This window comes from Novosphingobium panipatense, assembly GCF_900182875.1.
Lineage (GTDB): Bacteria > Pseudomonadota > Alphaproteobacteria > Sphingomonadales > Sphingomonadaceae > Novosphingobium > Novosphingobium panipatense.
On sequence record NZ_FXUI01000008.1, the window covers coordinates 1 to 25,963 of the forward strand.

At 66.2% G+C, this 25,963-nt stretch carries 25 protein-coding genes; 8 read left to right on the plus strand and 17 right to left on the minus strand.

Features of this window, described 5'->3' with window-relative positions; translation table 11 throughout:
* Window positions 1–129: 129 nt before the first annotated feature.
* From QOL62_RS12990 to QOL62_RS13010, 5 genes are read right to left on the minus strand one after another with little or no spacing between them, the layout of a single operon-like run.
* Window positions 130–2,841: a xanthine dehydrogenase family protein molybdopterin-binding subunit gene (locus QOL62_RS12990; protein WP_283406577.1), complete on the minus strand. Its 2,712-nt coding sequence runs from the start codon at window positions 2,839–2,841 to the stop codon at window positions 130–132.
* The gene (locus QOL62_RS12995) at window positions 2,838–3,323 is read right to left on the minus strand and encodes a (2Fe-2S)-binding protein (protein WP_283406578.1); all 486 of its coding nucleotides are present in this window, start codon (window positions 3,321–3,323) and stop codon (window positions 2,838–2,840) included. The genes QOL62_RS12990 and QOL62_RS12995 overlap by 4 nt, the downstream gene beginning before the upstream one ends.
* On the minus strand, window positions 3,320–4,189 hold the full coding sequence (locus tag QOL62_RS13000) for an FAD binding domain-containing protein (RefSeq protein ID WP_283406579.1): 870 nt from the start codon (window positions 4,187–4,189) through the stop codon (window positions 3,320–3,322). Before QOL62_RS13000 ends, QOL62_RS12995 begins: the two co-directional genes overlap by 4 nt.
* On the minus strand, window positions 4,186–4,902 hold the full coding sequence (locus tag QOL62_RS13005; protein ID WP_283406580.1) for an SRPBCC family protein: 717 nt from the start codon (window positions 4,900–4,902) through the stop codon (window positions 4,186–4,188). Before QOL62_RS13005 ends, QOL62_RS13000 begins: the two co-directional genes overlap by 4 nt.
* Entirely contained in the window at window positions 4,893–5,024 is a 132-nt protein-coding gene (locus QOL62_RS13010) for a hypothetical protein (protein WP_283406581.1), read from the minus strand. Before QOL62_RS13010 ends, QOL62_RS13005 begins: the two co-directional genes overlap by 10 nt.
* An 86-nt stretch (window positions 5,025–5,110) precedes the next feature.
* Here QOL62_RS13010 and QOL62_RS13015 point away from each other — a divergent pair, with 86 nt between their 5' ends.
* Complete coding sequence (locus QOL62_RS13015) at window positions 5,111–5,920, plus strand: SDR family NAD(P)-dependent oxidoreductase (protein WP_283406582.1); 810 nt, start codon at window positions 5,111–5,113, stop codon at window positions 5,918–5,920.
* Window positions 5,917–6,459, plus strand: coding sequence for a nuclear transport factor 2 family protein (locus QOL62_RS13020; RefSeq protein WP_283406583.1), 543 nt, complete (start codon window positions 5,917–5,919; stop codon window positions 6,457–6,459). Before QOL62_RS13015 ends, QOL62_RS13020 begins: the two co-directional genes overlap by 4 nt.
* A gap of 18 nt (window positions 6,460–6,477) precedes the next feature.
* Here QOL62_RS13020 and QOL62_RS13025 read toward each other — a convergent pair whose 3' ends face one another.
* The 4 genes from QOL62_RS13025 to fdhD form a co-directional block, all read right to left on the minus strand.
* Window positions 6,478–6,837, minus strand: a complete 360-nt coding sequence (locus tag QOL62_RS13025; RefSeq protein WP_283406584.1) for an EthD domain-containing protein — start codon at window positions 6,835–6,837, stop codon at window positions 6,478–6,480.
* A gap of 76 nt (window positions 6,838–6,913) precedes the next feature.
* A complete protein-coding gene (locus QOL62_RS13030; protein WP_283406585.1) occupies window positions 6,914–7,612 on the minus strand; it encodes a hypothetical protein in 699 nt (232 codons plus the stop codon).
* 6 nt (window positions 7,613–7,618) lie between these two features.
* The gene (locus tag QOL62_RS13035) at window positions 7,619–8,830 is read right to left on the minus strand and encodes a toxic anion resistance protein (RefSeq protein WP_283406586.1); all 1,212 of its coding nucleotides are present in this window, start codon (window positions 8,828–8,830) and stop codon (window positions 7,619–7,621) included.
* An 89-nt stretch (window positions 8,831–8,919) separates the two neighbouring features.
* The gene (fdhD, locus tag QOL62_RS13040) at window positions 8,920–9,735 is read right to left on the minus strand and encodes a formate dehydrogenase accessory sulfurtransferase FdhD (protein WP_283406661.1); all 816 of its coding nucleotides are present in this window, start codon (window positions 9,733–9,735) and stop codon (window positions 8,920–8,922) included.
* A 434-nt stretch (window positions 9,736–10,169) separates the two neighbouring features.
* On the opposite strand from fdhD, the gene accD reads away from it, so the two are divergent.
* The 5 genes from accD to QOL62_RS13065 all read left to right on the plus strand — a co-directional run bounded on the left by accD (window position 10,170) and on the right by QOL62_RS13065 (window position 14,607).
* A complete protein-coding gene (gene accD, locus QOL62_RS13045) occupies window positions 10,170–11,018 on the plus strand; it encodes an acetyl-CoA carboxylase, carboxyltransferase subunit beta (RefSeq protein ID WP_283406587.1) in 849 nt (282 codons plus the stop codon).
* Complete coding sequence (gene accB, locus QOL62_RS13050) at window positions 11,015–11,467, plus strand: acetyl-CoA carboxylase biotin carboxyl carrier protein (RefSeq protein ID WP_283406588.1); 453 nt, start codon at window positions 11,015–11,017, stop codon at window positions 11,465–11,467. The genes accD and accB overlap by 4 nt, the downstream gene beginning before the upstream one ends.
* Window positions 11,468–11,480: 13 nt before the next feature.
* Window positions 11,481–12,830 (plus strand): acetyl-CoA carboxylase biotin carboxylase subunit, encoded by a 1,350-nt coding sequence (gene accC, locus QOL62_RS13055; RefSeq protein ID WP_283406589.1) that lies wholly within the window; start codon window positions 11,481–11,483, stop codon window positions 12,828–12,830.
* Between the two features lie 101 nt (window positions 12,831–12,931).
* Window positions 12,932–13,879, plus strand: a complete 948-nt coding sequence (locus QOL62_RS13060; RefSeq protein ID WP_103730167.1) for an acetyl-CoA carboxylase carboxyltransferase subunit alpha — start codon at window positions 12,932–12,934, stop codon at window positions 13,877–13,879.
* A 194-nt stretch (window positions 13,880–14,073) separates the two neighbouring features.
* On the plus strand, window positions 14,074–14,607 hold the full coding sequence (locus tag QOL62_RS13065; RefSeq protein ID WP_283406590.1) for a phosphoribosyltransferase: 534 nt from the start codon (window positions 14,074–14,076) through the stop codon (window positions 14,605–14,607).
* Window positions 14,608–14,661: 54 nt separating this feature from the next.
* Here the strand turns inward: QOL62_RS13065 and QOL62_RS13070 are convergent, their stop codons facing one another.
* The 4 genes from QOL62_RS13070 to fumC form a co-directional block, all read right to left on the minus strand.
* Window positions 14,662–15,672, minus strand: coding sequence for an adenosine deaminase (locus tag QOL62_RS13070; RefSeq protein ID WP_283406591.1), 1,011 nt, complete (start codon window positions 15,670–15,672; stop codon window positions 14,662–14,664).
* Complete coding sequence (gene guaD / locus QOL62_RS13075) at window positions 15,669–16,955, minus strand: guanine deaminase (RefSeq protein ID WP_283406592.1); 1,287 nt, start codon at window positions 16,953–16,955, stop codon at window positions 15,669–15,671. The genes QOL62_RS13070 and guaD overlap by 4 nt, the downstream gene beginning before the upstream one ends.
* 22 nt (window positions 16,956–16,977) lie before the next feature.
* Window positions 16,978–18,345: an NCS2 family permease gene (locus QOL62_RS13080; RefSeq protein WP_283406593.1), complete on the minus strand. Its 1,368-nt coding sequence runs from the start codon at window positions 18,343–18,345 to the stop codon at window positions 16,978–16,980.
* Between the two features lie 209 nt (window positions 18,346–18,554).
* Window positions 18,555–19,937 (minus strand): class II fumarate hydratase, encoded by a 1,383-nt coding sequence (gene fumC, locus QOL62_RS13085; RefSeq protein ID WP_283406662.1) that lies wholly within the window; start codon window positions 19,935–19,937, stop codon window positions 18,555–18,557.
* A gap of 188 nt (window positions 19,938–20,125) precedes the next feature.
* Here fumC and QOL62_RS13090 point away from each other — a divergent pair, with 188 nt between their 5' ends.
* Entirely contained in the window at window positions 20,126–21,112 is a 987-nt protein-coding gene (locus tag QOL62_RS13090; RefSeq protein ID WP_283406594.1) for an aldo/keto reductase, read from the plus strand.
* A gap of 3 nt (window positions 21,113–21,115) precedes the next feature.
* Here QOL62_RS13090 and QOL62_RS13095 read toward each other — a convergent pair whose 3' ends face one another.
* The 4 genes from QOL62_RS13095 to paoA all read right to left on the minus strand — a co-directional run bounded on the left by QOL62_RS13095 (window position 21,116) and on the right by paoA (window position 25,953).
* Complete coding sequence (locus QOL62_RS13095) at window positions 21,116–22,021, minus strand: LysR family transcriptional regulator (RefSeq protein ID WP_283406595.1); 906 nt, start codon at window positions 22,019–22,021, stop codon at window positions 21,116–21,118.
* Window positions 22,022–22,175: 154 nt separating this feature from the next.
* Window positions 22,176–24,371 carry an aldehyde oxidoreductase molybdenum-binding subunit PaoC gene (gene paoC / locus QOL62_RS13100; RefSeq protein WP_283406596.1) on the minus strand — a complete coding sequence of 732 codons (2,196 nt, stop codon included), beginning with the start codon at window positions 24,369–24,371 and terminating at the stop codon, window positions 22,176–22,178.
* Window positions 24,368–25,318 carry an FAD binding domain-containing protein gene (locus QOL62_RS13105; RefSeq protein ID WP_103730034.1) on the minus strand — a complete coding sequence of 317 codons (951 nt, stop codon included), beginning with the start codon at window positions 25,316–25,318 and terminating at the stop codon, window positions 24,368–24,370. The genes paoC and QOL62_RS13105 overlap by 4 nt, the downstream gene beginning before the upstream one ends.
* Window positions 25,315–25,953, minus strand: coding sequence for an aldehyde dehydrogenase iron-sulfur subunit PaoA (paoA, locus tag QOL62_RS13110; RefSeq protein WP_283406597.1), 639 nt, complete (start codon window positions 25,951–25,953; stop codon window positions 25,315–25,317). Before paoA ends, QOL62_RS13105 begins: the two co-directional genes overlap by 4 nt.
* Window positions 25,954–25,963 lie beyond the last annotated feature (10 nt).

The following is a 25,963-nucleotide window of genomic DNA, read 5'->3' on the forward strand; positions in this document are numbered from 1 at the left end:
CGTTCCAGCAGGGACGCCCCGACGCCGACCCGATGTTCTCCGGTCCTGCGCGGTCCTCCTTCCGGCGTTACCCCGCACTCGCCAGCGGGCGATGAAGCATGCCCCCGGGGCAGAGACGCCGACGAAGGGTCAGGCGCGCGTGCCGGTCACCTTGGCCGAGCCGAACATCCCCATCTTGCACTTGCCGGAAACCGCGTCGCCCTCGAACAGGAGGTCGTACTTCAGCGTGATCTTCATCGGCTTCTCGACCTTCATCTCGAACCTGAGCTGGCTGCCCGCAAGGGTGCCCCCTGAGAATTCCTGACGGCCTTCCGGCGCTTCGAGATAACCCGAGACGCTGGCACCGACCGTGTCGAAGTGGCCGACCATCTCCTGCGGTCCCATCGGCGTCTTGAGCACCATGGCCCAGTCACCGTCGATGGATGAGGACGCCACCGGCGCCGCCTCGACAAGCGGTGCCTCCTCCACGATCGGCGCAGCGGACTTTGCCTCTGCGGCCGGAGCACGGGTGCCAGAAACGTCGCGCTGCTCGATCACGTCGAGGATGCGTGCAGGCGTCAGCGGCAGGACCAGTTCCTCGATCTCGCCGAACGGGCTGAGGGCATCGGCAATGGCGTTCACCAGCGTCGGCGGGCCAATGATGCAGCCGCCCTCCCCCACTCCACGCATGCCGCCGATGGTCTGGGATGGCGTGCTGGCGTGCAGGTATTCGAAATCCGGCACGTCCGAGATCGTCGGCATGAGGTAGTCCTTGAACGTCGCCGCCAGCGGGTTGCCGCGCGCGTCGTAAGGCATGTCCTCCAGCAGCACCTGCCCGATCGCCTGCGCCAGTCCGCCGGCGATCTGCCCCTCCACGATGCCGGGATTGATGACGGTGCCGCAGTCCTCCGCGCTGATCCAGCGCGGGATCTTCACGAAGCCGGTTTCCGCGTCGACCTCGACGATGCAGCAGTGCGCCGCGCTCGTCATGGTCATCGGCGGCGGCTGGTAGCGGTACTGCGCCTCAAGCCCGGTTGGCGCGCCTTCGGGAAGGCGGCCGGGCTCGCCATAAGCGATCTCCGCAATTTCACGCAGGGAGCGGGACATTTCCGGCGCCCCGGCAACGTGAACGATCCCACCCTCGATGGTGATCGCTTCCACGCTTGCGTTGGTAAGGTGCGCCGCAACCTGCTTCACCTTCTCCGACAGCAACTGCGCTGCACGCCAGGTGGCGCCGCCGGCGATAACCCCCTGCCGGCTGCCGGCGGCGCCCGGGCCGAAGGCGCCGATCGCGCTATCGCCCTCGTAAACGGCCACATCCTCGTACGCGACCCCCAACTGCTCGGCGATGACCTGCGCCATCGTCGTCGCCGTGCCGTGCCCCTGTGAGTGCGTGGACAGCATTGCCACGACCTTTCCGGTCGGCTCGACCCGCAGGTGAACCGTCTCTCCTGTCATCGGCGCCATGGAGCCGGCCGTGCCGGTGGGCTCGACATACGTGGCGACGCCGATGCCGAGATAGCGCCCCGCCTTGCGCGCCTCGGCCTGTTCGCGCCGAAAGGCGGCGAAATCGACGTTGGCGACCAGCTTCTCCAGACACTCGCCCGGGGTGATATCCTCAACCGGCACGCCCAGCGTCGAGGTATGCGGCTGGTCCGTCAGGTAAAGAAGATTGCGGCGGCGAAGCTCCACGGGATCGATCCCGATGCGCCGCGCCGCCTTGTCCAGGAGCGTTTCACGCACCAGCGATTCCATCGCCCAGGGCCCGCGATAGGCGCCCAGCCCCATGGTGTTGGTGTACCAGCCGCGCGTGACGAACCCGTAGGCGGGCATCTTGTAGCAGGGCCACATGAACATGTGCACGGCCACGTTCGCGTCCTCGCCCATGGGCCAGGCGCCATTGTTGCAGGCATAGTCGCACCACGCCGCCTGCAGCCGCGCATCGCCATCGAAGCCCACCGTCAGCGTCACGTCCTGCTCCCGCGCGTGGGACGAGGCGGTCAGGGCCTCGAACCGGTCCTCGATCCACTTGACGGGGCGGCGCAGGAGCTTGGCGGCGGCGATCACCGCCATCTCCTCCTTCCAGGGAATGTTCTTGAGACCGAAACCGCCGCCCACGTCCTTTGCGATGACGCGGATCGCCTCCTGCGGCAGGCCCATGACCTGCGCGATATAGCGGGCGGCAAGGTGCGGGCTCTGGCAGCCGAGCCAGACGGTCATCTCGTTCTCGCCCTCGGGTGAGGCAAGACAGGCGCGCGTTTCCATCGGCGACTGTGCGATACGCTGGTGGCGCACGCGCGTCGTCACCACATGGGCCGCGCTGTCCAGCAGCGGCTGCACCGCCTCGCGGGAATCCTCGTCACCCATTTCGGCCGCGATGTTGTCGTCGCGGTCGGGGTGAACCAGCGGCCCGGTCCTGGCTTCGGCAATGGTGACGACCGGCGTTTCCTCCTCGATCGCCACTTCGACGAGCGCGGCCGCGTCCTCGGCCTGAGCCCGGCTTTCGCCGATGACCATCGCGACCGGATCCCCCACGCAGGCGACCCGGCCGTCGGCAAGAAGCGTCACAGGCGCTTCGGCGGGCGTGAAGAAGAAGGTCTGGAACGTCACCGGCACGGCAGCGAGATCGGCCTGCGTGTAGATCGCCTGGACGCCGGGCATGTCACGCGCCGCCGCCGTGTCGATGCCGAGGATCCGGCCGCGCGCGACGGCGGAACGCACAAAGGCGACGTGGAGCATACCCGGCACCCGCACGTCGTCGGTGAACTGACCCCGCCCCGTCAGGAGACGGCCATCCTCCTTGCGCGGAGTGCGCTCCCCCACGTAGCGGGCCGCGCCCACGCTCTTCATGTGGACGTTCATGCCGAGACCCCGGCCAACTGGCGGATGGCACGGCGGATCCCCTGATAGCCGGTGCAGCGGCAGATGTGACCGGACATCGCCTGCGTCAGAGCCTCCTCCATCGCGCCGCTGTCGGCCCCCTCGTTGTCGCGGGTCACGGCGGCCATCGTGATGGCGACGCCCGGCGTGCAGAAACCGCACTGCAGCCCGAAGTTGTCCCTAAGCGCCTGCTGCACCGGATGCAGCGTGCCGTCCGCCTGCGCCAGCCCTTCGACCGTAGTGACCGCCGCGCCGTCAGCCTGCACCGCCAGCGTGAGGCAGGAACGCATGGCGTCGCCGTCCACCATGACGGTGCAGGCCCCGCAGACGCCATGCTCGCAGGCAAGGTGCGTTCCGGTGTACCCCAGCGTGTCGCGCAGGAACTCGCCGAGGCTTGTTCGCGCCTCCACGCGCGCGATGTGGCGGTTGCCGTTGACGGTCAGTTCGATGCGGTGCTCGCTCATGCGGCGCTCCTGAGGTCCAGCGTCTCTGAAAGGGCGCGTGCGAACACCCGCTGCCCGACCGTGCGGCGGTACTCGGCACTGGCGTGGTGATCGTCGAACGGCGCGGTGTCAGCGACGGCGGCTCGCGCGATCGTGTGCGGATCGATCCGCGCGCGTTCTGCGCCGAGCAGGGCCGCTTCCGCCTGTCGCGCCCGGACCGGGGTCGGTCCCATGCCGAACCAGGCGATACCGGCGCGGGAAATGGCTCCACCCTCGAGCACAAGAGCGCCCACCAAACCCACCAGCGCGAAATCCCCGGGGCGCTGCGCCACTTCGCGGAACAGCACGAGATGCCCTTGCGCCCAATCGGGATAGACAATGCCGGTCACCAGTTCGTCCGGCTCGAGCACGGTCATGTACGGGCCGACGTAGAAGGCATCGGCCGGCACCTGCCGGGTGCCCCGCACCGAGGCGATCTCGATCGAGGCGCCCAGCGCCACCGCCGTTGCGGGCATTTCGGCCGCTGGTTCGCCCAGGGCGATCGATCCTCCGATCGTTCCCCTGTTGCGCGTCTGGTGATGGCCGACATGGCCCAGCGCCCTCGTGAAGGCGGGCAGGTGCCGCGCCAGGGTCTCGTCACGCAAAGCGTCGGCCTGGCGGGTCGCCGGGCCGACGCGGATGCCACCCTCGACCCGCGCCACGCCCTTCAGTGCGGCGATCCCGTTGATGTCGACAAGGATGAAGGGCTGGCTCATGCGCAGGTTCAGCAGCGGCATCAGAGTCTGCCCGCCCGCGATTACCGTGGGTCCGCCGCCCGCCTCGTCAAGGATGCGGCAGGCTTCGGCTACGCTCGAGGGACGCACGTAGTCGAAGGGGGCGGGCTTCATGTGCCGCATCCCCGCCGCCCGGCTTCGTAAGCCGCAGCCGCCGTCACCACCAGCAGCACCAACACCACCAGCGTCGCCGTCGTTCCGACGAGCGCCAGCATGTACCCCGCGACGAGCGCCAGAACGACCGCGGCCACCCAGCCCCACAAAACCAGAGGCGCCGGGGCCGCAGGATGGACACCCTGCGCCACGCCCGGAGGCGCGTTGAAGGTGAGCGAAGATGCCCCCGCTGCCGGGGCGGGTGCCGGCGTGACGTTCTGTGCAACACCGTCGCCGCCGACGACTTCGCCGAACCGGCTGAAGAACTTCACCGCAAGATTTCTGGCGGTCGCATCGATGATCGGGCCGCCCAGCTGCGCCATGCGGCCGCCCACTTCCGCATCGACATCGTAGGCGACCAGCGTGGCGCCGCCGTCGAGATCGGACAGGCGCACCTTTGCCCCGCCTTTCGCGGACCCGGCGATCCCGCCGTTGCCTGAGCCCGTGATTGTGTAGCCATTGGGCGCATCGATTTCCGAAAGAGCGACGTTGCCCTTGAAGCGTGCGCCGATCGGGCCGATCTTCACCTCGGCAATGGCGGCGAACCCGTCATCGCCGTTCCTGTCGAGCGACTGGCAGCCGGGGATGCATCGGGCCAGCACCTCCGGATCGTTCAGCGCCTCCCACACCCTGTGCCTAGGCGCGGCGATCCTCTGCTCGCCCGTCATCTGCATTCGCGCATCTCCCCACAGTCTTTATGGTCGCGATTGAACGCCCGGATCGCGGCCGATGCAAGAGAATATGAGAACCAGTGGCTCTTATCAGCATGAAACGCCTTGGCGATGGTGTGGCTCATGGGCTTGATCCGCCGGAGCCCGCGCCTCTAGCTCCCCGCCTGCTGCATGCTTCTGCGTAGGCGTGCCGCCAGCCAGAGGAGAGAGCATGAGCACCGGAACCGTCGTTATCACGGGTGCCGCAGGGGGGATGGGCCGTCCCGCCGCGCAGCGTTTCGCAGCCCAGGGCCGCCCCCTCCTGCTTTGCGACCTTGACGCGGCGCGGCTCGAATCCCTGGCGGAGGAACTGCGGCCCCACGCGGGCAAAGTCCGAATTCTTGCCGCCGACATCGCGTCTCCGGACTTCCCGCAGGATCTGATCGGCGCGTTGACGGGGGAACCGATCGCGGCACTGATTCACACCGCCGGGCTTTCGCCGACGATGAGCGACGGACCACGGATCTTTGCGGTCAATTACGAGGCGACGAACCGCCTCGTCGCCGCCGTGCTCCCTCACTTCTCGCACGGTGGCTGCGCCGTGCTGATCTCCTCCGTGTCGGCATACATGCTGGGCGACCCTGCTCTCCTCGGCGCGATCCGAACTTTCGTGATGACTGGCGAACGGGAGGGGATCGCCTCCTTCATGGACCACCCCGGCATGGCCTACGCGGTATCCAAGCGCGCCGTTATCGGCATCGTCGAACGCGAAGCGCCGGCGTATGGCGCGCAGGGGCTGCGCATCGTCTCCATCGCGCCCGGCTTCATCGACACGGCCATGGGCCGCGCCGAAGCCGAAGCGAACGAGCAACTGCGCGCGATGATCGGCAAGGTTCCGCAGCAGCGCATGGGGCACGGGGACGAAATCGCCTCGGTCGCCGAGTTCCTCTGTTCACCGGCGGCCTCGTACATCAGCGGCTGCGACATCCGCGTCGATGGCGGCATCATCGGCCTGCTCTCAACCCATGGAGCGCAGGCATGACTGACCTCGAAGCGACTGTCGCTTACCTCAAGGACCGGCAGGACATCCTCGACTGCATCGTGCGCGAGTGCCGGGCGCGTGATCGGCAGGACACCGCGCAGATCGCCTCCTGCTGGTGGGAAGACGGCGTTGACGAACACGGCGCTGTGGTCACTGTCGCCCCGGACTATCCAGAGCGCGCCAACGCCGGACATCGCGGGGCCTTCCAGGCCACCAGCCACAACATAACGAACCACTTGTGCGAGATCGACGGCACTGTCGCCAACTGCGAGACCTACGTGGTGGGCGGTCTGTTTTGGAAGGATTCGCAGAAGACCTCGATCGCCTTTGGCCGCTATCTCGACCGGCTGGAGAAGCGCGGCGGCGAATGGCGCATCGTGGTCCGTCGCTGCACCATCGAGATGACCGCCGATGCCGATCCAGGCTGGGTCTTCTCCGACGCCATCAAGGGCTTCCTCAAGCACCAGTGGAGCCGCGAAGATCCGTCCTACGAACGCCCGATCACCTGGAAGCCAAGGGAAGAGGGACTGCGCTGGTAGGCGACACCGGGTGCCGGTCTAACGGCCGAAGTCCGTCTCATGCTCGACCACAGTGGCGATGCGGAAGGATGATCGGTCGAACAGGTTCGCCTCGTCCGCGACAATGTCGTCCGGCATCAGGCTCTTGGTCATGTACCCCAGCGTGGCGCGGTAGATCGCCTCGTCATCGAACCACAATTCGGTGATCACGTCGGGTCCGTCCGTAAAGGTGCCGGTCTCCGGGTGCGGCTGCGGATCCACGTAGCGGCGGATGTACCGGGTGACGCCCTGGGAATACTTCTCCGCAAGGGGCGCGTGCCGTGTCTCGTAGTAGTCGCGGAACGCTTCGACCGTCAGGTCGGGCCGGCGCTTCATGAACAGCAGGATCTTGTGTGCCATTGCCTTGCCTCTCCTTGTTATCGGAAAAGGCACGTATCACGGCAGAGCCGCCGTCGCCCGCCGCCCCGGCGATCCATCACTCGCGATCGAGGTACTTGACCTCAAGGAAGCGGCCCCGCGTGGCCAGCGCGTCGATGTCGTTCCGGGACAGATCCTCGCTCATCGCCTCGATCTGGTCGGAGATGACGCAAAGGCCGTCGACAAGCTGCTCCGACGGGCTGCTCCCCCCCGGTCCGGCCTTGCTGCGCAGCTGCGGCGGAATGCGGGTGTAGCTGTTGACCATCTCAGGCAGATGCTCCGCCAGAAGCTTGCGCACTTCGCGGGCTGCGGGCCCGCGTTCGTCCAGCACGGCGAGCTGCGGCGCCATCTGTTCCAGCCGGACGCCGATCATGTCGATCGCGTCGACCGCCGCGTTCGGCAGCGCCTTGCGCCTGCCTTCGAGCCACAGCTCGGTCGAACCGGCGAGTTCCGCCAGACTGGCGGAGCTCAGGTCCTCGACGTGCGTGCGCGGTGTGGCCGGGTAGATGGAGAGGACCAGGAATACGCCCAACCCCAGCAGCACCGTCAGCAACGAGGCCATGAAGGACACGCCGCCCAGAGCCAGCGCGACAACGAGGCCGGCGATGTAGATGCCGGCCATCGCCAGGAACGCACGGCGCAACCGGCGCATGCGAAAGCGCCACTGCTCCTTGCGGGCGTTGTAGAGCCGGGCGGCACGCTGCCTTCGGGCAGCACGCACGATTTCCTGTGACACGCGTGCGGGAACCTGAGCCATCGTCGCTTAGTCCAGCGCCTCCAGCAGGGTCCGCGCCGCCGCATCGTCCCCGGCAGCCAGCCCTTCCGACTGCCCCTGAGCGCGAGCGATATAGGCCTTGGACTTGCCGATCTCGCTCTCCAGCGAGGTCACGGTCTGCTTCATGGAATCCAGCGCCTTCAGCTTGAAGGTGTCGATCGAATCCATCGTGTCGTAGATGTTCTGGAACGCGCGGCTCAGCGTTTCGAGGGGGATCGTGGAGTTCGCCGCCTGTTCATGGATGCGGGCGGTGTTGTCCTTGAGCATCTGGCCCGTGCCGTCGATGATGTTGGCCGTGGTCGTGTTCAGCGCGGTGATCTGGTCGAGCACGAGCTTCTGGTTCGCCATGGCCTGCGCCACCGTGACCGCCGTGCGCAGTGCGCCGACCGTCGTGGTCGAGGCGCGGTCGACGCCCTTCACCAGTTCGACGTTGTTCTTCTTGACGAGGTCGAGCGCGAGGTAGCCCTGGACCGACACTGCCATCTGGGTCAGCAGGTCCTGCGTGCGCTGGCGAACGTAGAAAAGCGCCGATTCCCGCAGCGCCTTGGCTTTCGCCGGATCGGTATGATCGAGATCGTTCGCCTTCTGCTCCAGCGCCTCGTCCAGCGTGCGCGCCATGTAGATCATCTGCTCGAGCTTGCCCATGGCCGCCCATAGCTTCTGACGTTCCACGTCGATGGCGGCGTTGTCCATCAGCAGTTCGTCCTTGCCGCCCTGCAGGCGGGCGAGAATGGCGCTGATGTGGCCCTGCGCGCTCTGGTAGCCGTCGAAATAGTTGCGCAGCTTGGAGCCGAACGGGATCACGCCAAACAGCTTGCGCGGGGCAAGCAGGTTGCCCTTCCGGCTGGGATCGAGATCCTCCACCGTGCGGCGCAGTTCGGCCAGATCGGCCCCGACGCCAGCCTCTTTGTCCATCGCGCGCACCGGGCGGTCGAGGAAGCGGTTGGAGTGGCTGGACGCGTCGGAGATCTCCTTGCGGCCCATGTTGGTGATCTGGTCCACGCGGCGCCCGAACTCGGGCGAGGCGGCGTCCTGCGAGACGAGATCATCCACGAACTCGTCGACCCGAACCTGCAGCTTCGACTTTACCTCATCCCCGATGGCGACCAGCCCGGCGGCCCGCTCCGGCTGGATGGTGGAAACAGGGTCCGGCGGCGTGAGCTTCAGTTCCCCTGCAGTGTCGGTGGCAGTGGTTGCCATTGTGCGCGAAATCCTCGTGAAAACCCGGTTGCGTGCAAACCTATGGTCGGGCCTGCCCGACTGCAAGGATAACCGGAGGCGACTGCCCCTCAGTCCTCGACGAACGGCCGATCAGGATCGACCATGAGCATCGAGTCGTCGCGAGCCACCACCCCCAGCGCCAGCCCGGCGGCGGCAGCCCGGCGCACCGCGAGATCGCTGGGCGCCGAGATCGTCACCAGCAGCGGACAGCCCGCACGCACCGTCTTCTCCACCAGCTCGTAGGAACAGCGCGAAGTCATCACGATGAAGCCGGTGGTCGGAGAAATGCCCTGCCGCGCCAGCGCGCCGACCAGCTTGTCCAGCGCGTTGTGACGCCCCACGTCCTCCCGCAGGGCAAGCACCCGCCCTTGCTCGTCGCAGAAGGCTGCCGCGTGAGTCGCCCGTGTCCGCTGGCCCAGCACCTGTCCTTCACGCATCGCTTCAAGGCCGCGGCGGATCGCCTGCGGCGTCGCGGAGGAGGCACGCTCCACCGGCGGCAACGGACGCAGCGCCGCTTCCACCCCCTCGATCCCGCAGATCCCGCAGGAACTGTCCCCCACCCGCCGGCGTGCCCGCTCCAGAATCGGCCCAAGACGCTCTCCCGGCAGGTTCACGCGTGCCACGTAGCCGGTTCCCCACTGCTCCCCCGATGTCGCGTGGACCGCCACATCCCCAACCTCGTCCGGCAGAGCGAGGCCTTCCGCCATGAGGAAACCGGTGACGAAATCCTCAATCTCGATCGGGGTCGCCATCATGACGGCGTAGGCGATGCCGTTCGTCTCGATCGCGATCGGCGCCTCGGCCGGAATGGCGACGGATCCGGCTTCGGCCGGTCGGCCGTCGTACGTATGGCGCCACGTGTTGATCGCGATGGCTCCAGGCATTTCCAAGGTTCGACGCTCCTGTCGGCTGGTTGTTCTTGCGCGGCGGTTGCCCAATCCGGAAACTCGGTGCCGGACCCGTTCGACAACCTTGAAACGGTCGGGAGACCGAAATGGGCGCATCCTGTCGCATGGATACAAAACACCCGACAACATTGCAGTAGAGGCACAAACCCGCGATTTTAGTATCCAACATCACCCCGGGCATCGCCCTCCCGTTACGCCCCGGCGATGGCGCCGCAAGCCAAATGCCCATCGCGCAACCCGAATTGGCTTGCGACCTCGTAGCGGATTCCTCTAATGGGCGCCCTTCGTACCGGCTCCGGCGCTCTTAAAACGAGCGATCCGGGTCGCGGCCGGACGTGATCGGGATGCGCCGAACAGGGCAGAAGGCCGTCTCGAAAGCTCTTTTTCTGCAGGATTGGTACGAAACCGAAATGAGTTGGCTCAGCAAGGTCCGCAATTCCATATCGAGCCTCGCAAAGCGCGATACGCCCGATAACCTCTGGATGAAGTGCCCGAGCTGTGGCGAGATGCTGTTCGCCAAGGACTTCGAGGCCAATCTCTCGGTGTGCCCGAACTGCCAGCATCACGGTCGCATCCGGACGAAGACCCGCTTCGACCTGTTGCTGGATGACGGTTACTCGGTGCTGCCTACGCCCAGGGTGCCGGAAAATCCGCTGAATTTCCGCGACACCAAGAAATACCCCGACCGTCTCAAGGCCGCTCGCGCCGCCAACCCCTATCCTGACGCGCTGACCAATGCGGCGGGCACGATCGACGGCCGCAAGGCCGTGCTGGGCGTGCAGGACTTCGCCTTCATGGGCGGCTCGATGGGCATGGCGGTCGGCGAAGCCTTCGTGGCCGGTGTCGAGAAGGCGGTCGCGGACAACTGCGCCTACATCATCTGCACCGCAGCCGGCGGCGCCCGCATGCAGGAGGGCATCCTCTCTCTGATGCAGATGCCCAAGACGACAGTCGCCACGCGCCGTCTCGCTGCCGCGGGGCTGCCTTACATCGTCGTCCTGACTGACCCGACCACCGGCGGCGTCACGGCCAGCTACGCCATGCTGGGCGACGTCCAGATCGCCGAACCCGGCGCGCTCATCGGCTTCGCCGGCCAGCGCGTGATCCAGGACACGATCCGAGAAAAACTCCCCGACGGCTTCCAGCGCGCCGAGTACCTCCATGCGCACGGCATGGTGGACATGGTGGTCCATCGCAAGGACCTCAAAGGCACGCTGGCAACGCTGCTCGGATACCTTGAACGAAAGGAAGTCGCGTGAATATCGATAGCGCCCTGGTTCGCGAACTCGCCGAACTGCTGGCCGAGACCGGCCTGTCCGAGATCGAGGTCGAGGAAGGCGACACCAAGATCCGCGTATCGCGCCAGCTGGTGCAGCAGATGGCGGCAACCGTCGCCCCCGCCTATGCGCCTGCGGCCGCACCGGCTCCGGCCGCCGCAGCAGCTCCGGTCGAAGCGGCACCCGCCGCAGCGCCGGTCGATGCCGTGAAGTCGCCGATGGTCGGAACCGTCTACCTCGCCCCCGAGCCCGGCGCCGCCGACTTCATCTCGGTCGGCAAGACCGTCAAGGCCGGCGACGTGCTCCTCATCGTCGAGGCCATGAAGGTCATGAACCAGATCGTCGCGCCCAAGGCCGGCACGATCACCCAGATCCTCGTCGACAACCAGCAGCCGGTCGAATTCGACCAGCCGCTCGTCGTGATCGCCTGAGGTCGGTACGTTCATGGCCATCAAGCGCCTCCTGATTGCCAACCGCGGCGAGATCGCGCTGCGCATCCACCGCGCCGCGCGCGAGATGGGCATCGAGACCGTCGCCGTCCACTCCACCGCTGACGCGGACGCCATGCACGTGCGCCTTGCCGACCATGCCGTCTGCATCGGGCCGCCGGCAGCGAAGGACAGCTACCTCAACGTAGCCGCCATCATCTCGGCCGCCGAAATCACGCACGCGGACGCGATCCATCCCGGCTACGGCTTCCTCTCGGAGAATGCCCGCTTTGCGGAGATCGTCGAGGCGCATGGCCTGAAGTGGGTCGGGCCCAAGCCCGAGCACATCCGCACCATGGGGGACAAGGTTGAGGCCAAGCGCACCGCCGGTGCCCTCGGCCTCCCGCTCGTCCCCGGCTCGGACGGTGCCATCGAGGACTTCGACGAGGCACGGGCCCTGGCCGAGACGATCGGCTACCCGGTGATCATCAAGGCGGCTTCGGGCGGCGGTGGGCGCGGCATGAAGGTCGTGAACAACGCCGAGGAACTGGAAAGCCAGATGGGTCAGGCCCGCTCGGAAGCCAAGGCGGCTTTCGGCGACGCCACGGTCTACATGGAAAAGTACCTCGGCAACCCCCGCCACATCGAATTCCAGGTGTTCGGCGACGGCAAGGGCAACGCCGTCCACCTCGGTGAGCGCGACTGCTCGCTGCAGCGCCGGCACCAGAAGGTGCTTGAGGAAGCCCCTTCGCCAGTCATCACGCCTGAAGAGCGCGACCGGATGGGCGGCATCGTTTCGAAGGCCATGGCGGACATGGGCTATCGCGGCGCCGGCACTATCGAGTTCCTTTGGGAAAACGGCGAGTTCTACTTCATCGAGATGAACACCCGCCTTCAGGTGGAACATCCGGTGACGGAAGCGATCACCGGCGTCGACCTGGTGCGCGAACAGATCCGCATCGCGGACGGGCAGGATCTGGCGTTCACGCAGGACCAGATCGAGTTCAAGGGCCATGCCATCGAGTGCCGCATCAACGCGGAGGATCCCTGGACTTTCGCACCGTCTCCCGGCGAAGTGAAGGGCTACCACGCGGCGGGCGGCATGAACGTGCGCGTCGATAGCGGCCTGTACGCGGGCTACCGCATTCCGCCGTACTACGATTCGATGATCGGCAAGCTGATCGTCTCGGGCCGCAGCCGCAACGGCGCCATCATGCGCCTGAAGCGCGCCCTGGAGGAGATGGTGATCTACGGCGTTAAGACCTCGATCCCGCTGCACCAGGCGCTGCTCGAAGACCCCGAGTTCAAGAGCGGGGACTACACGATCAAGTGGCTGGAGGAGTGGCTCGCCAAGCGCGTGAGCTGACGAGACGGCGCGGAGGCGGACCCAGGTCCGCCCCCGCGACACCTGTGGAATAAAGGCATAGTGGTATCGGCGGGTGCGCCGACGACACGGACTGGATGAGCATGATTTCGTTCCTGGATTTCGAAAAGCCGATCGCCGAGCTGGAAGCGCGCATCGCTGAACTGCGCGCCACCGCCGACGGCAGCGATCTCGACATCGATGGCGAGATTGGCCGGCTCGAAAAGAAGAGCGCTGCCATGCTGGCCGCCACTTATGCCAAGCTGACGCCCTGGCAGAAGACACAGGTGGCCCGTCATCCGCAGCGCCCGCACTTCCTCGACTACATCCGCCTGGCCTTTACGGACTTCGTACCCCTTGCGGGCGACCGCACCTATGGCGAGGACGCCGCGATCATCGGCGGCTTCGCCACGCTGGACGGCCGCAAGGTCATGGTCATGGGCCATGAGAAGGGCCACGATACGCCGAGCCGCATCAAGCACAACTTCGGCTCCGCTAAGCCCGAAGGGTATCGCAAGGCCATCCGCCTCATGGAGATGGCCAGCAAGTTCGGCCTGCCCGTGGTGACGCTGGTCGATACCGCAGGCGCGTTCCCGGGCGTGGAAGCCGAAGAGCGCGGCCAGGCCGAAGCCATAGCCCGTTCCACCGAAGCGTGTCTCGCCCTCGGCGTACCGATGGTGTCCGCGATCGTCGGCGAAGGCGGTTCGGGCGGCGCGATCGCCATTGCTGCCGCCAACACGGTCCTGATGCTCGAACATTCGGTCTATTCGGTGATCTCGCCGGAAGGCGCCTCGTCGATCCTCTGGCGCACGGCCGACAAGGCCGCGGACGCGGCGACGGCGATGAAGGTCACGGCGCAGGATCTCCTCGCCCTCAACGTCATCGAGAGCATCGTGCCCGAACCCAACGGCGGCGCGCACCGCGATCCTGCCGCAACCGCGCGCACCCTCGCGGAAGCCATCGGCCGCGAGCTGGATGCGCTGTCCGGACGGTCGGCAGCCGAGCTCGTTCGCCAGCGCGAAGAGCGGTTCCTGGCGATCGGCTCCCTCTGACCGGCGCGGCCCCCGGGAGATACCCCCGGGGCTTGTGCCGGCAGAGCGACAGCCCCTCCGGCCTGCCGGCTGCGTTTGACGGCTCCGCCCTTGCGCTTGCAGGAACCGAAGATGCCCTTCCTGCGATTGCTCTTGGACCGGACTGCGGATATCCGCCCCGCTTTCCCTAAATCGACGGACAGGATTCGCGCCGCATGAGCCAGACAGCCGAGCCCGAACTGCACTACCTCGAGTTCTACGAAGACTTCCTTGCGAAGGTGCGCCTGCTTTCACGAAAGATCAGCGGCGGCGACTGGCAGCCCGAGTTCATCATCGGCGTGGGCCGTGGCGGCCTCGTTCCAGCGGTCTTCATCTCGCACCAGCTTGAACTTCCGATGCTTTCGATCGACCACTCGGCCAAGGTCCCGGGCTTTGCCGACGAACTGCTGCGCAAAGTCGCGGGAATGAGCGCGGAAGGACGGCGCCTGCTCTTTGTCGATGACATCAACGACAGCGGCGGCACCATCGAATACATCCGCAACCTGCTCGGCAACAGCGGGTGCGAGCCCGACAACCTGCGCTTCGCCGTGCTGATCAACAACACGCGCTCCAAAGCGGTCGCCGAACTCTATGTGGACGAGATCGACCGCGATCAGGACAAGCGCTGGTTCGTCTTCCCGTGGGAAGCGGTTGGCACCAAAGATGCCATCGTCGACGAGGCGCGCTCGGTCCCCGAACGCCTGGGGTGAACGTCATACATCCCCTGGCCAGCGCAGCTGGCCCGGGGATGCACGGTCGCTGACCTACCCTGCCGCGTAGGCCTCAAGCCGCGCCACATGGCGAGCTACTGTCTCGCGCGGCAGGAATGAGCCGGTGAAGCTGTTGCGCGCCAGCGTCACCAGATCCTCCCTCGACAGCCCTCGCGCCTTCGCGATGGCCCGATAATTGTCCGCGACATAGCCACCGAAGTACGCCGGATCGTCCGAATTGACCGTTGCCCTGAGGCCCAGCGCCAGCATCCGGTCGAGCGGGTGGTCCGCCAGATCCTCCACGACGCAGAGCTTTAGATTGGACAGAGGGCACACCGTCAGCGTCATGCCTTCGGACAGGAGGCGTGCGACCAGCGCCTCGTCTTCCAGCGCGCGGTTGCCGTGATCGAGCCGTTCCACCTTCAAAAGATCAAGCGCCTCCTGAACGTATTCCGGCGGGCCTTCCTCTCCGGCATGAGCCGTGATGCGCAAGCCCTTCTCTCGAGCTGCCGCGAAGACGCGGGCGAACTTGGAGGGCGGATGCCCCACCTCGGAGCTGTCGAGGCCGACAGCGGCTATGCGGTCCAGCCAGGGCTCAGCCATCTCCAGAGTGGCGAAGGCGGCCTCTTCGCTCAGGTGGCGCAGGAACGAGAGGATCAGGCTGGACGTGATGCCAAACTGGGCCTCGGCGGCGCGCATTCCCGACAGCAGACCTTCGATCACCTCCGCAAAGGGCATCCCGCGATCGGTGTGCGTCTGCGGATCGAACATGAGTTCGGCATGAACCACGCCGTCCCGCGCCGCCCGTGTGAAATAGGCCATGGCAAGGTCGTGGAAGTCGGCTCGCGTGCGCAGGACATCGGCCCCGGCGTAGTAGATGTCGAGGAAGTCCTGCAGGTTCGAGAAAGCGTAAGCCGCCCGGACTTCCTCCACTGAAGCGAAGGGTATGGCCACGGCGTTGCGCCGGGCCAGCTCGAACATCAGCTCGGGCTCCAGGCTGCCTTCGATGTGGAGATGAAGTTCGGCCTTGGGCAGGCCTTCTATGAAGGTGTCAAAATCGGTCATGGTGTCCTTTTCCACGCACAGCGGCCCATGACGTACGTTCGGGCGATGGCGCGTTCATCGCCGAGGATCTGGAGCGCAAAGAGCCTTGTGGCAAGGTCTGCGTTGGCCGTTCGGCGTGCGAGCAGAGGCGTCGCGGCGCAATCCAGCACAACGAAGTCAGCCTCCTGCCCGGGCTGCAGGCTCCCGACCCTGTCGCCGATCCGCAGCAGACCCGCGCTACCGGCGGTGGCGAGGTAAAGCGCGCGGAACGGATCGAGCCGGTCCTCCCGCGCCAGAGCCGCCTGGTAAGCCAGCCCTGCCGTTTGCAGCATGGAGAACGACGTCCCCGCTCCGATATCCGTTCCCAGCCCCAGCCGCAGGCCATGCCGATCGGCCTGTCCGAAATCGAAATGCCCTGAGCCAAGGAACAGGTTGGACGACGGGCACACCGCCACGCCGGCGCCGCTCGATCGCAGCCGCGAGCAGGCCCTGTCGGACAGGTGGACACCGTGCGCGAACACGGAACGCGCCGTAACCAGGCCGAACCGGTCATAGACATCCAGATAATCCGTGCTGTCAGGGAAGCGAGCGGCCACCGCCGCGATCTCGTGGATGTTCTCCGACAGGTGCGTATGCATCAGCACTTCGGGATGCTCGGAAAGAAGCGCGCCCGCATCGGCCAGCTGCGCATCGCTCGAGGCGAGCGCGAAGCGGGGCGTCACCGCGTAGCCGAGGCGCCCCCGTCCCCGCCAGCGTCGGATCAGCGCCTCCGTGGCGGCACGCCCGCTGGCAAGCGTGTCGGCAAGCCCCTCCGGGCCACGATCCATGAGCACCTTGCCCGAGACGATACGCATGTCCCGCTCAAGCGCCGCCTCGAACAGCGCGTCAACCGAGGCCTCGTGAACCGTGGGATAGACCAGCGCGCTTGTTGTGCCGTTGCGCAGCAGTTCGTCCAGGAAGAACGCCGCCACTTCGGCGGCATGGTCTTTGTCGGCGAACGCTTTTTCCGCCGGAAAGATGTGCGTGTCGAGCCAGTCCAGGAGCTGCTCGCCGTAGGAGGCGATACAGTCCGTCTGCGGGTAATGAACGTGTGCGTCTATGAAGCCGGGCACCACAAGACCCGGCAGCTTCTCCACGGCAACGCCGGGAAACGATCGCAGGGTTGTCTCGTAGGCTCCCCGCGCCACGACGCGGCCATCTTCCACCACCAGCAACCCGTCAGGTTCGTGACACACCGCGTCGGGTGCATCGCGAGGATCCTGCGGCACGGATAGCAACTCGCCTCGAAACGCCCGCAAGCTCATCGATGGCTACCGCACCTGAGCATCAGGCGCTGCCCATCCAGACGAAGCGGAAGATGAAAAGCAGCGCCAGCAACAGCAGGAACCCGTCCTTGCGCGTGATCGTGCCGCGCGCGATCTTCAGCGCCGCGTGCGCCGTGATGCCGAACGCAAGTCCGTTGGCGATCGAGAAGGTCAAGGGGATCATCGCCACCGTGAGGTATGCAGGGATCGCCGCAAGGGGATCCTCCCACTTCACTTCGGTGAGCGGCAAAAGCATGAGGCCGCCCACGATGATCAGCGCCGGGGCGGTCGCCGAAAGCGGGATCACCTGCGCATAGGGTGCCACGAACATCATCGCCAGGAAGAGCGCGCCGGTCACCACTGCGGTTAGGCCCGTACGCCCACCCGCCTGCACGCCCGCAGCGCTTTCCACATAGCTGGTCACCGTGCTCGTACCGGCCATCGAACCGACAATCGTTGCGGTCGCATCGGTGACGAGGATGCGGTTGAGGCGCGGGATCCGCCCTTCCGCGTCGATCAGACCCGCCCTCTTGGTGACGGCAACGAGCGTACCGATGTTGTCGAACAGGTCCACGAACAGGAAGACGAAGAGAATCTCCAGCAGCCCCAGACCGTGCCTGCCGGAAAGGCCAAGGACACCGCCGATATCCAGCTGGAACGCCGTTCCCGTCATGGCTTCCAGCGAATAGGGTTCAGGATTGATGGTGACCATTCCGGCGAGCCATCCAACCGCAGTGGTCGTGACGATGCCAATCAGCATCGCGCCGCGCACGTTCCACACGCTGAGCGCGCCGATGACCACAAGCCCCAAGATCGCAAGCGCCGCCCCTGGCGACCTGAGATCGCCGAGCGCCACGAAGGTTGCGGGGTTGGAAACGACTATCCCTGCGTCCTTGAAGCCGATGAAACCGATGAACAGCCCTATGCCCCCTGCCACCGCTGCAAAGAGGTATTGCGGAATGGAGTTGACGATCAGCTGCCGTACCCCGGTCAGGGTGAGCACCAGGAAGGCCACGCCGGAGATGAACACGCAGCCGAGTGCGACCTGCCATGGCACGCCCATCTGCTGGACGACCGTAAAACTGAAGTAGGCGTTGAGCCCCATGCCGGGCGCCAGGGCGAGCGGCGTGTTGGCGACAAGGCCCATGAGGATCGAGGCGAAGGCGGCCGCGAAACACGTCGCCGCCGCTACCGCTGCCACGGGCATCCCCGCACTCCCAAGGATCGCGGGATTGACCAGAACGATATAGGCCATGGTCAGGAATGTCGTCACCCCAGCCAGGACTTCGGTGCGCGCGCTCGTCCCCCGCTCCGTCAAGGCGAAGCGGCGATCGAGCCAGCCGTTCGCCGCCGTTGCTGGTGCATCACCCTTGGTCAATCCGTCCGTCACGTGTTCGCCCCCTGCAGCGTGGAGATCCAGTTCCTCCTGCCCTCATCGCCCCTGAAGGGAAAGTGGCAGGCGGCGCATACCTGCCTTCCTCCGAGACTGGCGACGGCACGCCTGCCGCAGCGTAGAGCGAACTTCGGCAACAGGGTCAACGTGCGGGAACACCAGAGTGTCCGGCGCGGCGCTCCCGCAGAGGCGTCTTGAAAGACGCCTCAGACCATGGTTTCGGGGCGGACCAGCCGGTCAAACGTCGTTTCGTCCACCAGATCGAGCGCGAGCGCGGCCTGCTTCAGGGTCAGGCCCTCTGCGTGCGCGTGCTTGGCGATCTTCGCGGCGTTGTCGTAGCCGATCTCGGGAGCAAGCGCGGTCACCAGCATCAGGGAGCGATCGAGCAGTTCGGCTATGCGCGAGCGGTTCGGCTCGATGCCGTCCACGCAGCGTTCAGCAAAACTGACCATTCCGGTCGCGAGAAGGTCGGTCGAGCGGATCACCGCAGCCCCGATCAGCGGCTTGAACACGTTGAGCTCGAACGCGCCCTGAAGTCCACCGATGGTCGCCGCCTGATGGTTACCAATGACTTGTGCCGAAACCATGGTCAGCATCTCGCTCTGAGTCGGGTTGACCTTGCCCGGCATGATCGAGCTGCCCGGCTCGTTGGCGGGGAGATCGAGCTCGCCCAGGCCGGAGCGGGGGCCGGAGCCCAGCCAGCGCACGTCGTTCGCAATCTTCGTGAGGGCCACCGCCAGCGTAGAGAGTGTCGACGACAGATGGACCAGGGGATCGTTGGACGCGAGCGCCTCGAACTTGTTCTCAGCCGTGCGAAACGGAAGCCCGGTAAGATCCGCAAGCTCGCGCGCGATGTCGACGTCGAACCCGGGCGCGGCGTTCAGGCCCGTGCCGACTGCCGTGCCGCCCTGCGCCAGCGCCAGGATGCCATGAGACACCGCCGCCTCGATCCGCTCCCGACCGAGACGCAGCTGCTGGACATAGCCGGAAAACTCCTGCCCCAGCGTGACGGGGGTGGCGTCCTGCAGATGAGTCCGCCCAATCTTCACGATGTCCTGCCACGCGGCGACCTTCGCCTCCAGCGAGAACTGCAGCCGATCGAGCGCGGGAAGCAGCGTGTCGGTCACCGCACGCGCCGCCGCGACATGCAGTGCGGTCGGAAAGCTGTCGTTGGAGGACTGCCCCATGTTCACATGGTCGTTGGGGTGGACCGGCGCCTTGCCGCCCCGCTTTCCGGTGAGGATCTCGTTCGCCCGGCCGGCGATCACCTCGTTCACGTTCATGTTTGACTGGGTGCCGGAGCCGGTCTGCCAGATGACGAGCGGAAACTGGTCGTCCAGCTTCCCGCTGACGATTTCCCGTGCGGCCACCTCAATGGCGTCGGCAAAGGCTCCATCAAGGCCGTGCCTGCGGTTCACGCGGGCGGCGGCCTGCTTCACGAGGGCAAGGGCGTGCACGATGGCGAGGGGCATGCGTTCGGACGCGCCAAAGGGAAAGTTCTCAATGCTGCGCTGCGTCTGCGCGCCCCAGTAAGCGTCGGCCGGGACGTCGATTTCGCCGATACTGTCGGATTCGCGGCGGGTATCCATGTAGCGGGACCTCTTTCGCTTGATCGGGTTGGTAAGCGGTAGATAGGCCTCCAGCACGGCATTACCACTCCGGCTATACGCAGGTTGGTCAAAGCCAAAGACGAAGCGGGTGGTGTGGCCGGCTGTCTTGACGGGTCGCTCTTTATGGTCGACCTCGCGTACCCGACCTTGAAGGACAGGATCTGCGCATGACCAAACGCCCCCTTGCCGGCCGCGATGTCGCACCGGTAGGCCTCGGATGCATGAACGTCGCTTGGGCATACGGGACGGCCCCCTCGCGGGATGAGGCGGTAGCGCTGTTCCGCCACGCCCTCGACGCAGGCTGCGATCATTTTGATACCGCCAACATCTACGGAATGGGCGTGAGCGAGGAAATCCTGGGCGAGGCCATCATGTCCCGCCGCGATGATTTCCTGCTGGCTACGAAGACCGGCATCCTCCTTGATGGGGAGCGCCGCGGGATCGACTGCACACCGCAGTCCATTACCGCTTCGCTCGACGCCAGCCTCAAGCGCCTGGGGACCGACCACGTCGACCTGTTCTACATGCATCGGTTCGATCCGGACACGCCCATCGCGGATTCCGTGGGCGCCATGGTGCGCGCGATAGAGGCCGGCAAGATACGCCACTACGGCGTCTCCGAATGGTCGAGCGCGCACATTCGCGAGGCGCATGCCGTCCATCCCATGGCCGCCATACAGACCGAGTACTCGCTGTGGACGCGCAACGTGGAGCTGGGCGTGCTGGAGACGACCCGCGAACTGAGCATTGCGCTGGTGGCGTTCTCCCCGGTCGGCCGGGGCGCCCTGACCGGTGCCATAGCATCTCCCGGCGCCTTCCCGGCAAACGACATCCGCCGGTCGATGCCCCGCTTCCTGCCCGAAAATTGGCCCGACAATCTTGAACTGGTGCGCCAGCTGGCGGCGCTGGCGGCAGAGGCGGGGATGACGGCCGCGCAGCTTGCGCTCGCCTGGGTGCTCGCGCAAGGTCCGCACCTCCATGCCATACCGGGCACAGGGTCCGTCGTACACTTCGACGAGAACCACGCCGCCAACAACCTTCCAGTCACTGCCGAGGTGCTTTCACGCGCGGGCGCGCTCATCAATCAGGAGACCGTCAGCGGCCATCGCTATTCCCCGGCGATGAATGCCAGCATCGACACGGAGGATTTCTGATCGTTATCCCAGCGGCCGGAGCTCCCGGATGAGATCCACCAGAAGCCGCAGGCCATGCGGCACCTGCCGACGGCTGGAATAGTAGATGAAATAGCCTGGGCCGGGGGAGGCCCAGTCCTCCAGCGTAAGCCGCAGCCTGCCCTGCGCGACGAGAGGCGCGATGGCGGGTTCGGCCGCATACATGAGCCCCATCCCGCTCAACCCCAGCGCGCGTGATGCACTGGCGTTGTCCACGATCACCGGTCCCGGCACATCCAGCGCGAGAACATCATCGCCCTGCTCGAAGTCCCAATGGTACATACGGCCATTGCCCAGCCTCAGCCTGATGCAGCGATGGTGCATCAGGTCCTCGGGGTGCTTCGGCTCGCCGTGCCGCTCGAAGTAGCCGGGCGCCCCTGCAACGACCCAGCGAAAGTCCGACGACAGCCGCTGGGCGATCATATCTTCCGGTACCGTGCCGCCGAAGCGAATGCCGGCATCGAACCCCGCTTCGATGACGTCCACCATGGTGTTGTCGACGGAAATGTCGACCTCCACGTCCGGATAGCGCGAAACGAACTCCGGAAGGACCGGCACGAGCAGCCGCATCGCCGCCTCGTCCGGGACATTGATCCGGACCCGCCCCGTCGGCGCATCGCGGTGGAGATTGAGGAGGTTTTCCGCCTCGTGGATGGCGGCGAAGGGTTCCCGGATGGCGCCCTGCAACTCCTCGCCCGCCGCCGTCAGCGTCACCGACCGGTTCGTACGGTTCAGCAACCGCACCTTCAGCCGCTCCTCCAGTCCACGCAGTGAGTGACTGAGTGCCGAGGCGCTTACGCCAAGTTCGGTTGCGGCCTTCCTGAAGTTTCGGTGCCGCGCGATGGCAAGGAAGTAGCTGAGGTCCGCAAGATCGGAACGCCTGAACGGCATCTGCGCGTTTCCCGTCGCTGGAATGAGGCTCGCTTGTAGAAAGCGACAATGCCCTTGTGCAACGCCAAAACGCACGGCATTCCCGCGCCGCTCACGTGGCGGAGGCGATGGCTGCCCTCCCCACCGACCATGCCGGCGGGGAGGAGCCGGGAATTCAGGCCACTTCGTCCAGCCGGTCGAGATACTTGTCGAGCGTCAGGGGGTATTCGCGCACGCGGATGCCGGTGGCGTTGTACACGGCGTTGGCCACCGCCGCGCCGACGCCGCACAGGCCAAGTTCGCCCACGCCCTTCGCCTTCATCGGGGATACCTTGTCGTCCGCCTCGTCAAGGAAGACGACGTCCTGATGCGGGATATCCATATGGACCGGCACTTCGTAGCCCGCGAGGTCGTGGTTGACGAAGAAGCCGAAGCGCTTGTCGACCGCGAGTTCCTCCATCAGGGCGCCGCCGACGCCCATCGTCATCGCACCGATGACCTGGCTGCGTGCCGAGATCGGATTGAGGATGCGTCCCGCCGCGCAGACCGCCAGCATGCGCCGGATGCGCGTTTCGCCGGTATAGCGATCCACCGCCGCCTCGACGAAGTGAGCGCCGAAGGTGGACTGCTGGAACGTCTTGGCAAGGTCGCCGTACTCCATGGTGTCCTCAGCCACGAGTTCACCGCCCTTGGCGGCATCGGCGATGTCGGCGACACGGTTGCCGACGCGGACCTGCCCGCCCTCGAACTGCGCATCTCCAGGGCCAAAGCCGAGCTTTCCGACAACCATGTCGCGCAGCTTGACACAGGCCGCATAGACGCCCGACGTCGAACTGTTGGCGCCCCACTGCCCGCCGGACCCTGCCGAAGCCGGGAACGCGCTGTCCCCCAGCTTTACCGTGACCTTCGCGAGCGGCACGCCAAGCATTTCAGCCGCTGTCTGGGCGATGATCGTGTACGTGCCAGTGCCGATATCGGTCATGTCCGTTTCGACTGTGACACCTCCCGCGCGGTCGAGGCGCACCCGGGCGCCGGACTTGCCGTTGATGTTGTTCCGGAAGGCCGCGGCAACGCCCATGCCGACAAGCCAGCGACCTTCGCGACCCTGCCCCGGCGCCTTGCGACGGTTCCAGCCAAAGCGCCGGGCACCCTCCTCCAGACAGCGCACGAGATTGCGCTGCGAGAATGGCCGCGATGGATCTTCCGGGTCCACTTGCGTATCGTTGACCACACGGAAGGCGACCGGGTCCATGCCCAGCTTCTCCGCCATCTCGTCCATGGCGACTTCCAACGCCATCAGTCCCGGAGCTTCACCAGGCGCCCGCATCGCATTGCCCTCGGGAAGATCGAGTACTGCAAGGCGCAGCGCCGTCATCCGGTTGGCCCCGGCATAGAGCAGTTTGGTCTGCTGGGTCGCCGCTTCGGGACCGCCCCCTTCCAGATCGCCCGACCAGCTCTCATGGCCGATGGCGGTGATCCTGCCGTCGCTGCCGCAGCCGATGCGGATGCGCTGGATCGTTGCCGGCCGGTGCGTCGTGTTGTTGGGGATCAGGGGGCGCTGCAGAGCGACCTTGACCGGTCGCTTCACGGCACGAGCGGCAAGCGCGGCCATGACCGCGTCCGTGCGCAGGAACAGCTTTCCACCGAAGCCGCCACCGATATAGGGCGAGATCAGCCGAACCTTTTCCGGCGGCATCTGCAGCGTGGCGGCCAGTTCCTTGACACCCCAGTTGATCATCTGGTTCGACGTCCAGATCGTCAGGCTGTCACCCTCCCAGGCGGCGATGGTGGCGTGCGGCTCCATCATCGCATGGCTTTGGTCCGGCGTGGTATAGGTCTGGTCCAGTTGCACGCCCGCTGACGCGAAGGCTCCCGCGAAATCACCCACCGACGTGGGCGCGTCGGAACCCGTCGCATCCTTCGCACCGGCGCGGGCTGCGGCCAGGTCAAAGGCGCCGCTCTCGCGCGCGTAATCGACATTGATGAGCGATGCGGCAGCGCGGGCCTGTTCGAAGGTTTCGGCGACGACGACCGCGACGGCCTGATGGTAGTGCTCAACCTTGGGCCCAGCCAGCAGGTGCGCCGTGTTCATCCGCCCCTTGCCGAGCTTCCCCGCATTGCGATGCGTCACGACGGAAAGCACCCCAGGCGCGCGCTCGGCCCGCGTGGTGTCGATGGCGCTGATCGTGCCCTTGGCTACCGCCGAGCCCAGGATGTAACCGTAAGCCGGCTTTCCGGGCACATCCTGCTGCTCGTAGGCATAGGGCGCCTTGCCGGACACCTTCAGAGGTCCGTCGATGCGCGGCGTCGGCCTGCCGACCACCGCCATGCGGTCGATCGGGTTTGTCCCTGCGGGCTTGTCGAACTTCATGCCTTGGCCTCCGCCATGACCGACGCGATGGTGCGCTGGGCAAGAGTGAGCTTGAACGCGTTGTCCTCACGCGGCCGGGCGCCGGCAAACAGCCGGTCCGCCACCGCCTTCGGGCCTTGCGGAAGAAGCGCCTCCGCCTCCTCCACCCGCCACGGCTTCGGGGCCACGCCGCCCAGGGCGACTGCTCCCTTGCCGTCGCGCTGGATCACGGCCGCGACGGAGACGAGCGCGAAGGCGTAGGACGCACGGTCCCGTACCTTGCGGTAGATGTGCGTGCCGCCCCGGGGACGAGGCAGTGCGACGGATATGATCATCTCGCCCTTTTCCAGCGCCGTTTCGATGTGAGGCGTTTCACCCGGCAGCGTGTGGAACTCGGCGATGGGGATGGCGCGGGTAGTGCCGTCCGGCCGGATGGTCTCCACCGACGCATCCAGCACCCGCATGGCGACGGCCATGTCGCTCGGATGAGTGGCGATGCACGCATCGCTCGTGCCAATGACGCCGAGTTGGCGCGAGAACCCTCCCAGCGCGGCGCAGCCGGACCCCGGCTTGCGCTTGTTGCAGGGCATGTTGGTATCGTAGAAGTAGGGACAGCGGGTGCGCTGAAGGAGGTTGCCCGCCGTCGTCGCCTTGTTGCGCAACTGACCCGACGCCCCCGCCACGAGCGCGCGCGTGAGCACCGCGTAATCCTTGCGCACGCGCTGGTCGGCGGCAAGATCGGTGTTGCGGACGAGCGCTCCGATGCGCAGGCCGCCGCCGTCGATCTCCTCGATCCGGTCAAGGCCCAGGCCGTTCACGTCGATGAGGTGGCTGGGCGTCTCGATCTCCAGCTTCATGAGGTCCAGCAGGTTGGTCCCCCCGGCGATGAACCGCGCTCCCGGCATGGCTGCGGCTTTCGCGGCGGCATCCTGTGCGCTGGTGGCTTTTTCGTAAGTGAACGGTCTCATGCCTTCACTCCCGCCACATCGGCCATGGCTTCTGCGATGTTCGAGTAGGCACCGCAGCGGCAGATGTTGCCGCTCATGCGCTCGCGCATCTCCACCGTCGTCATCGGAGCAGGCTTCGACACGTCCCTCGTGACATGGCTGGGTATGCCGGCACGGATCTCCTCAAGCACGGCCACGGCCGAGCAGATCTGGCCCGGCGTGCAATAGCCGCACTGGTATCCGTCATGCTCGACAAACGCAGCCTGCATCGGGTGCAGGCTTTCCGGCGTTCCAAGGCCCTCGATGGTCGTTACCTCATCCCCTTCGTGCATCACGGCGAGCGTGAGGCAGGAGTTGATGCGCCGACCGTTGACGATGACCGTGCAGGCCCCGCACTGCCCGTGATCGCAGCCTTTTTTCGTCCCTGTCAGCTTCACATGCTCACGCAGGGCATCGAGCAGGGTTGTGCGGGTGTCGAGATCGAGGCGTACCGCCTGGCCGTTTACCTTCAGCCCGACCGCCGCGCGAGGTGGCGCCGCCGGATCAGGTTGCGCTAAGGCCGCCTGGCCCGGCCCGATCGAGCCGGCGATGGCGGCTCCGGCCGCCCCGGTCTTGAGAACGTCGCGTCGAGAGATCGCTCCGTATCCTTCCGTCATGTCTGAAACA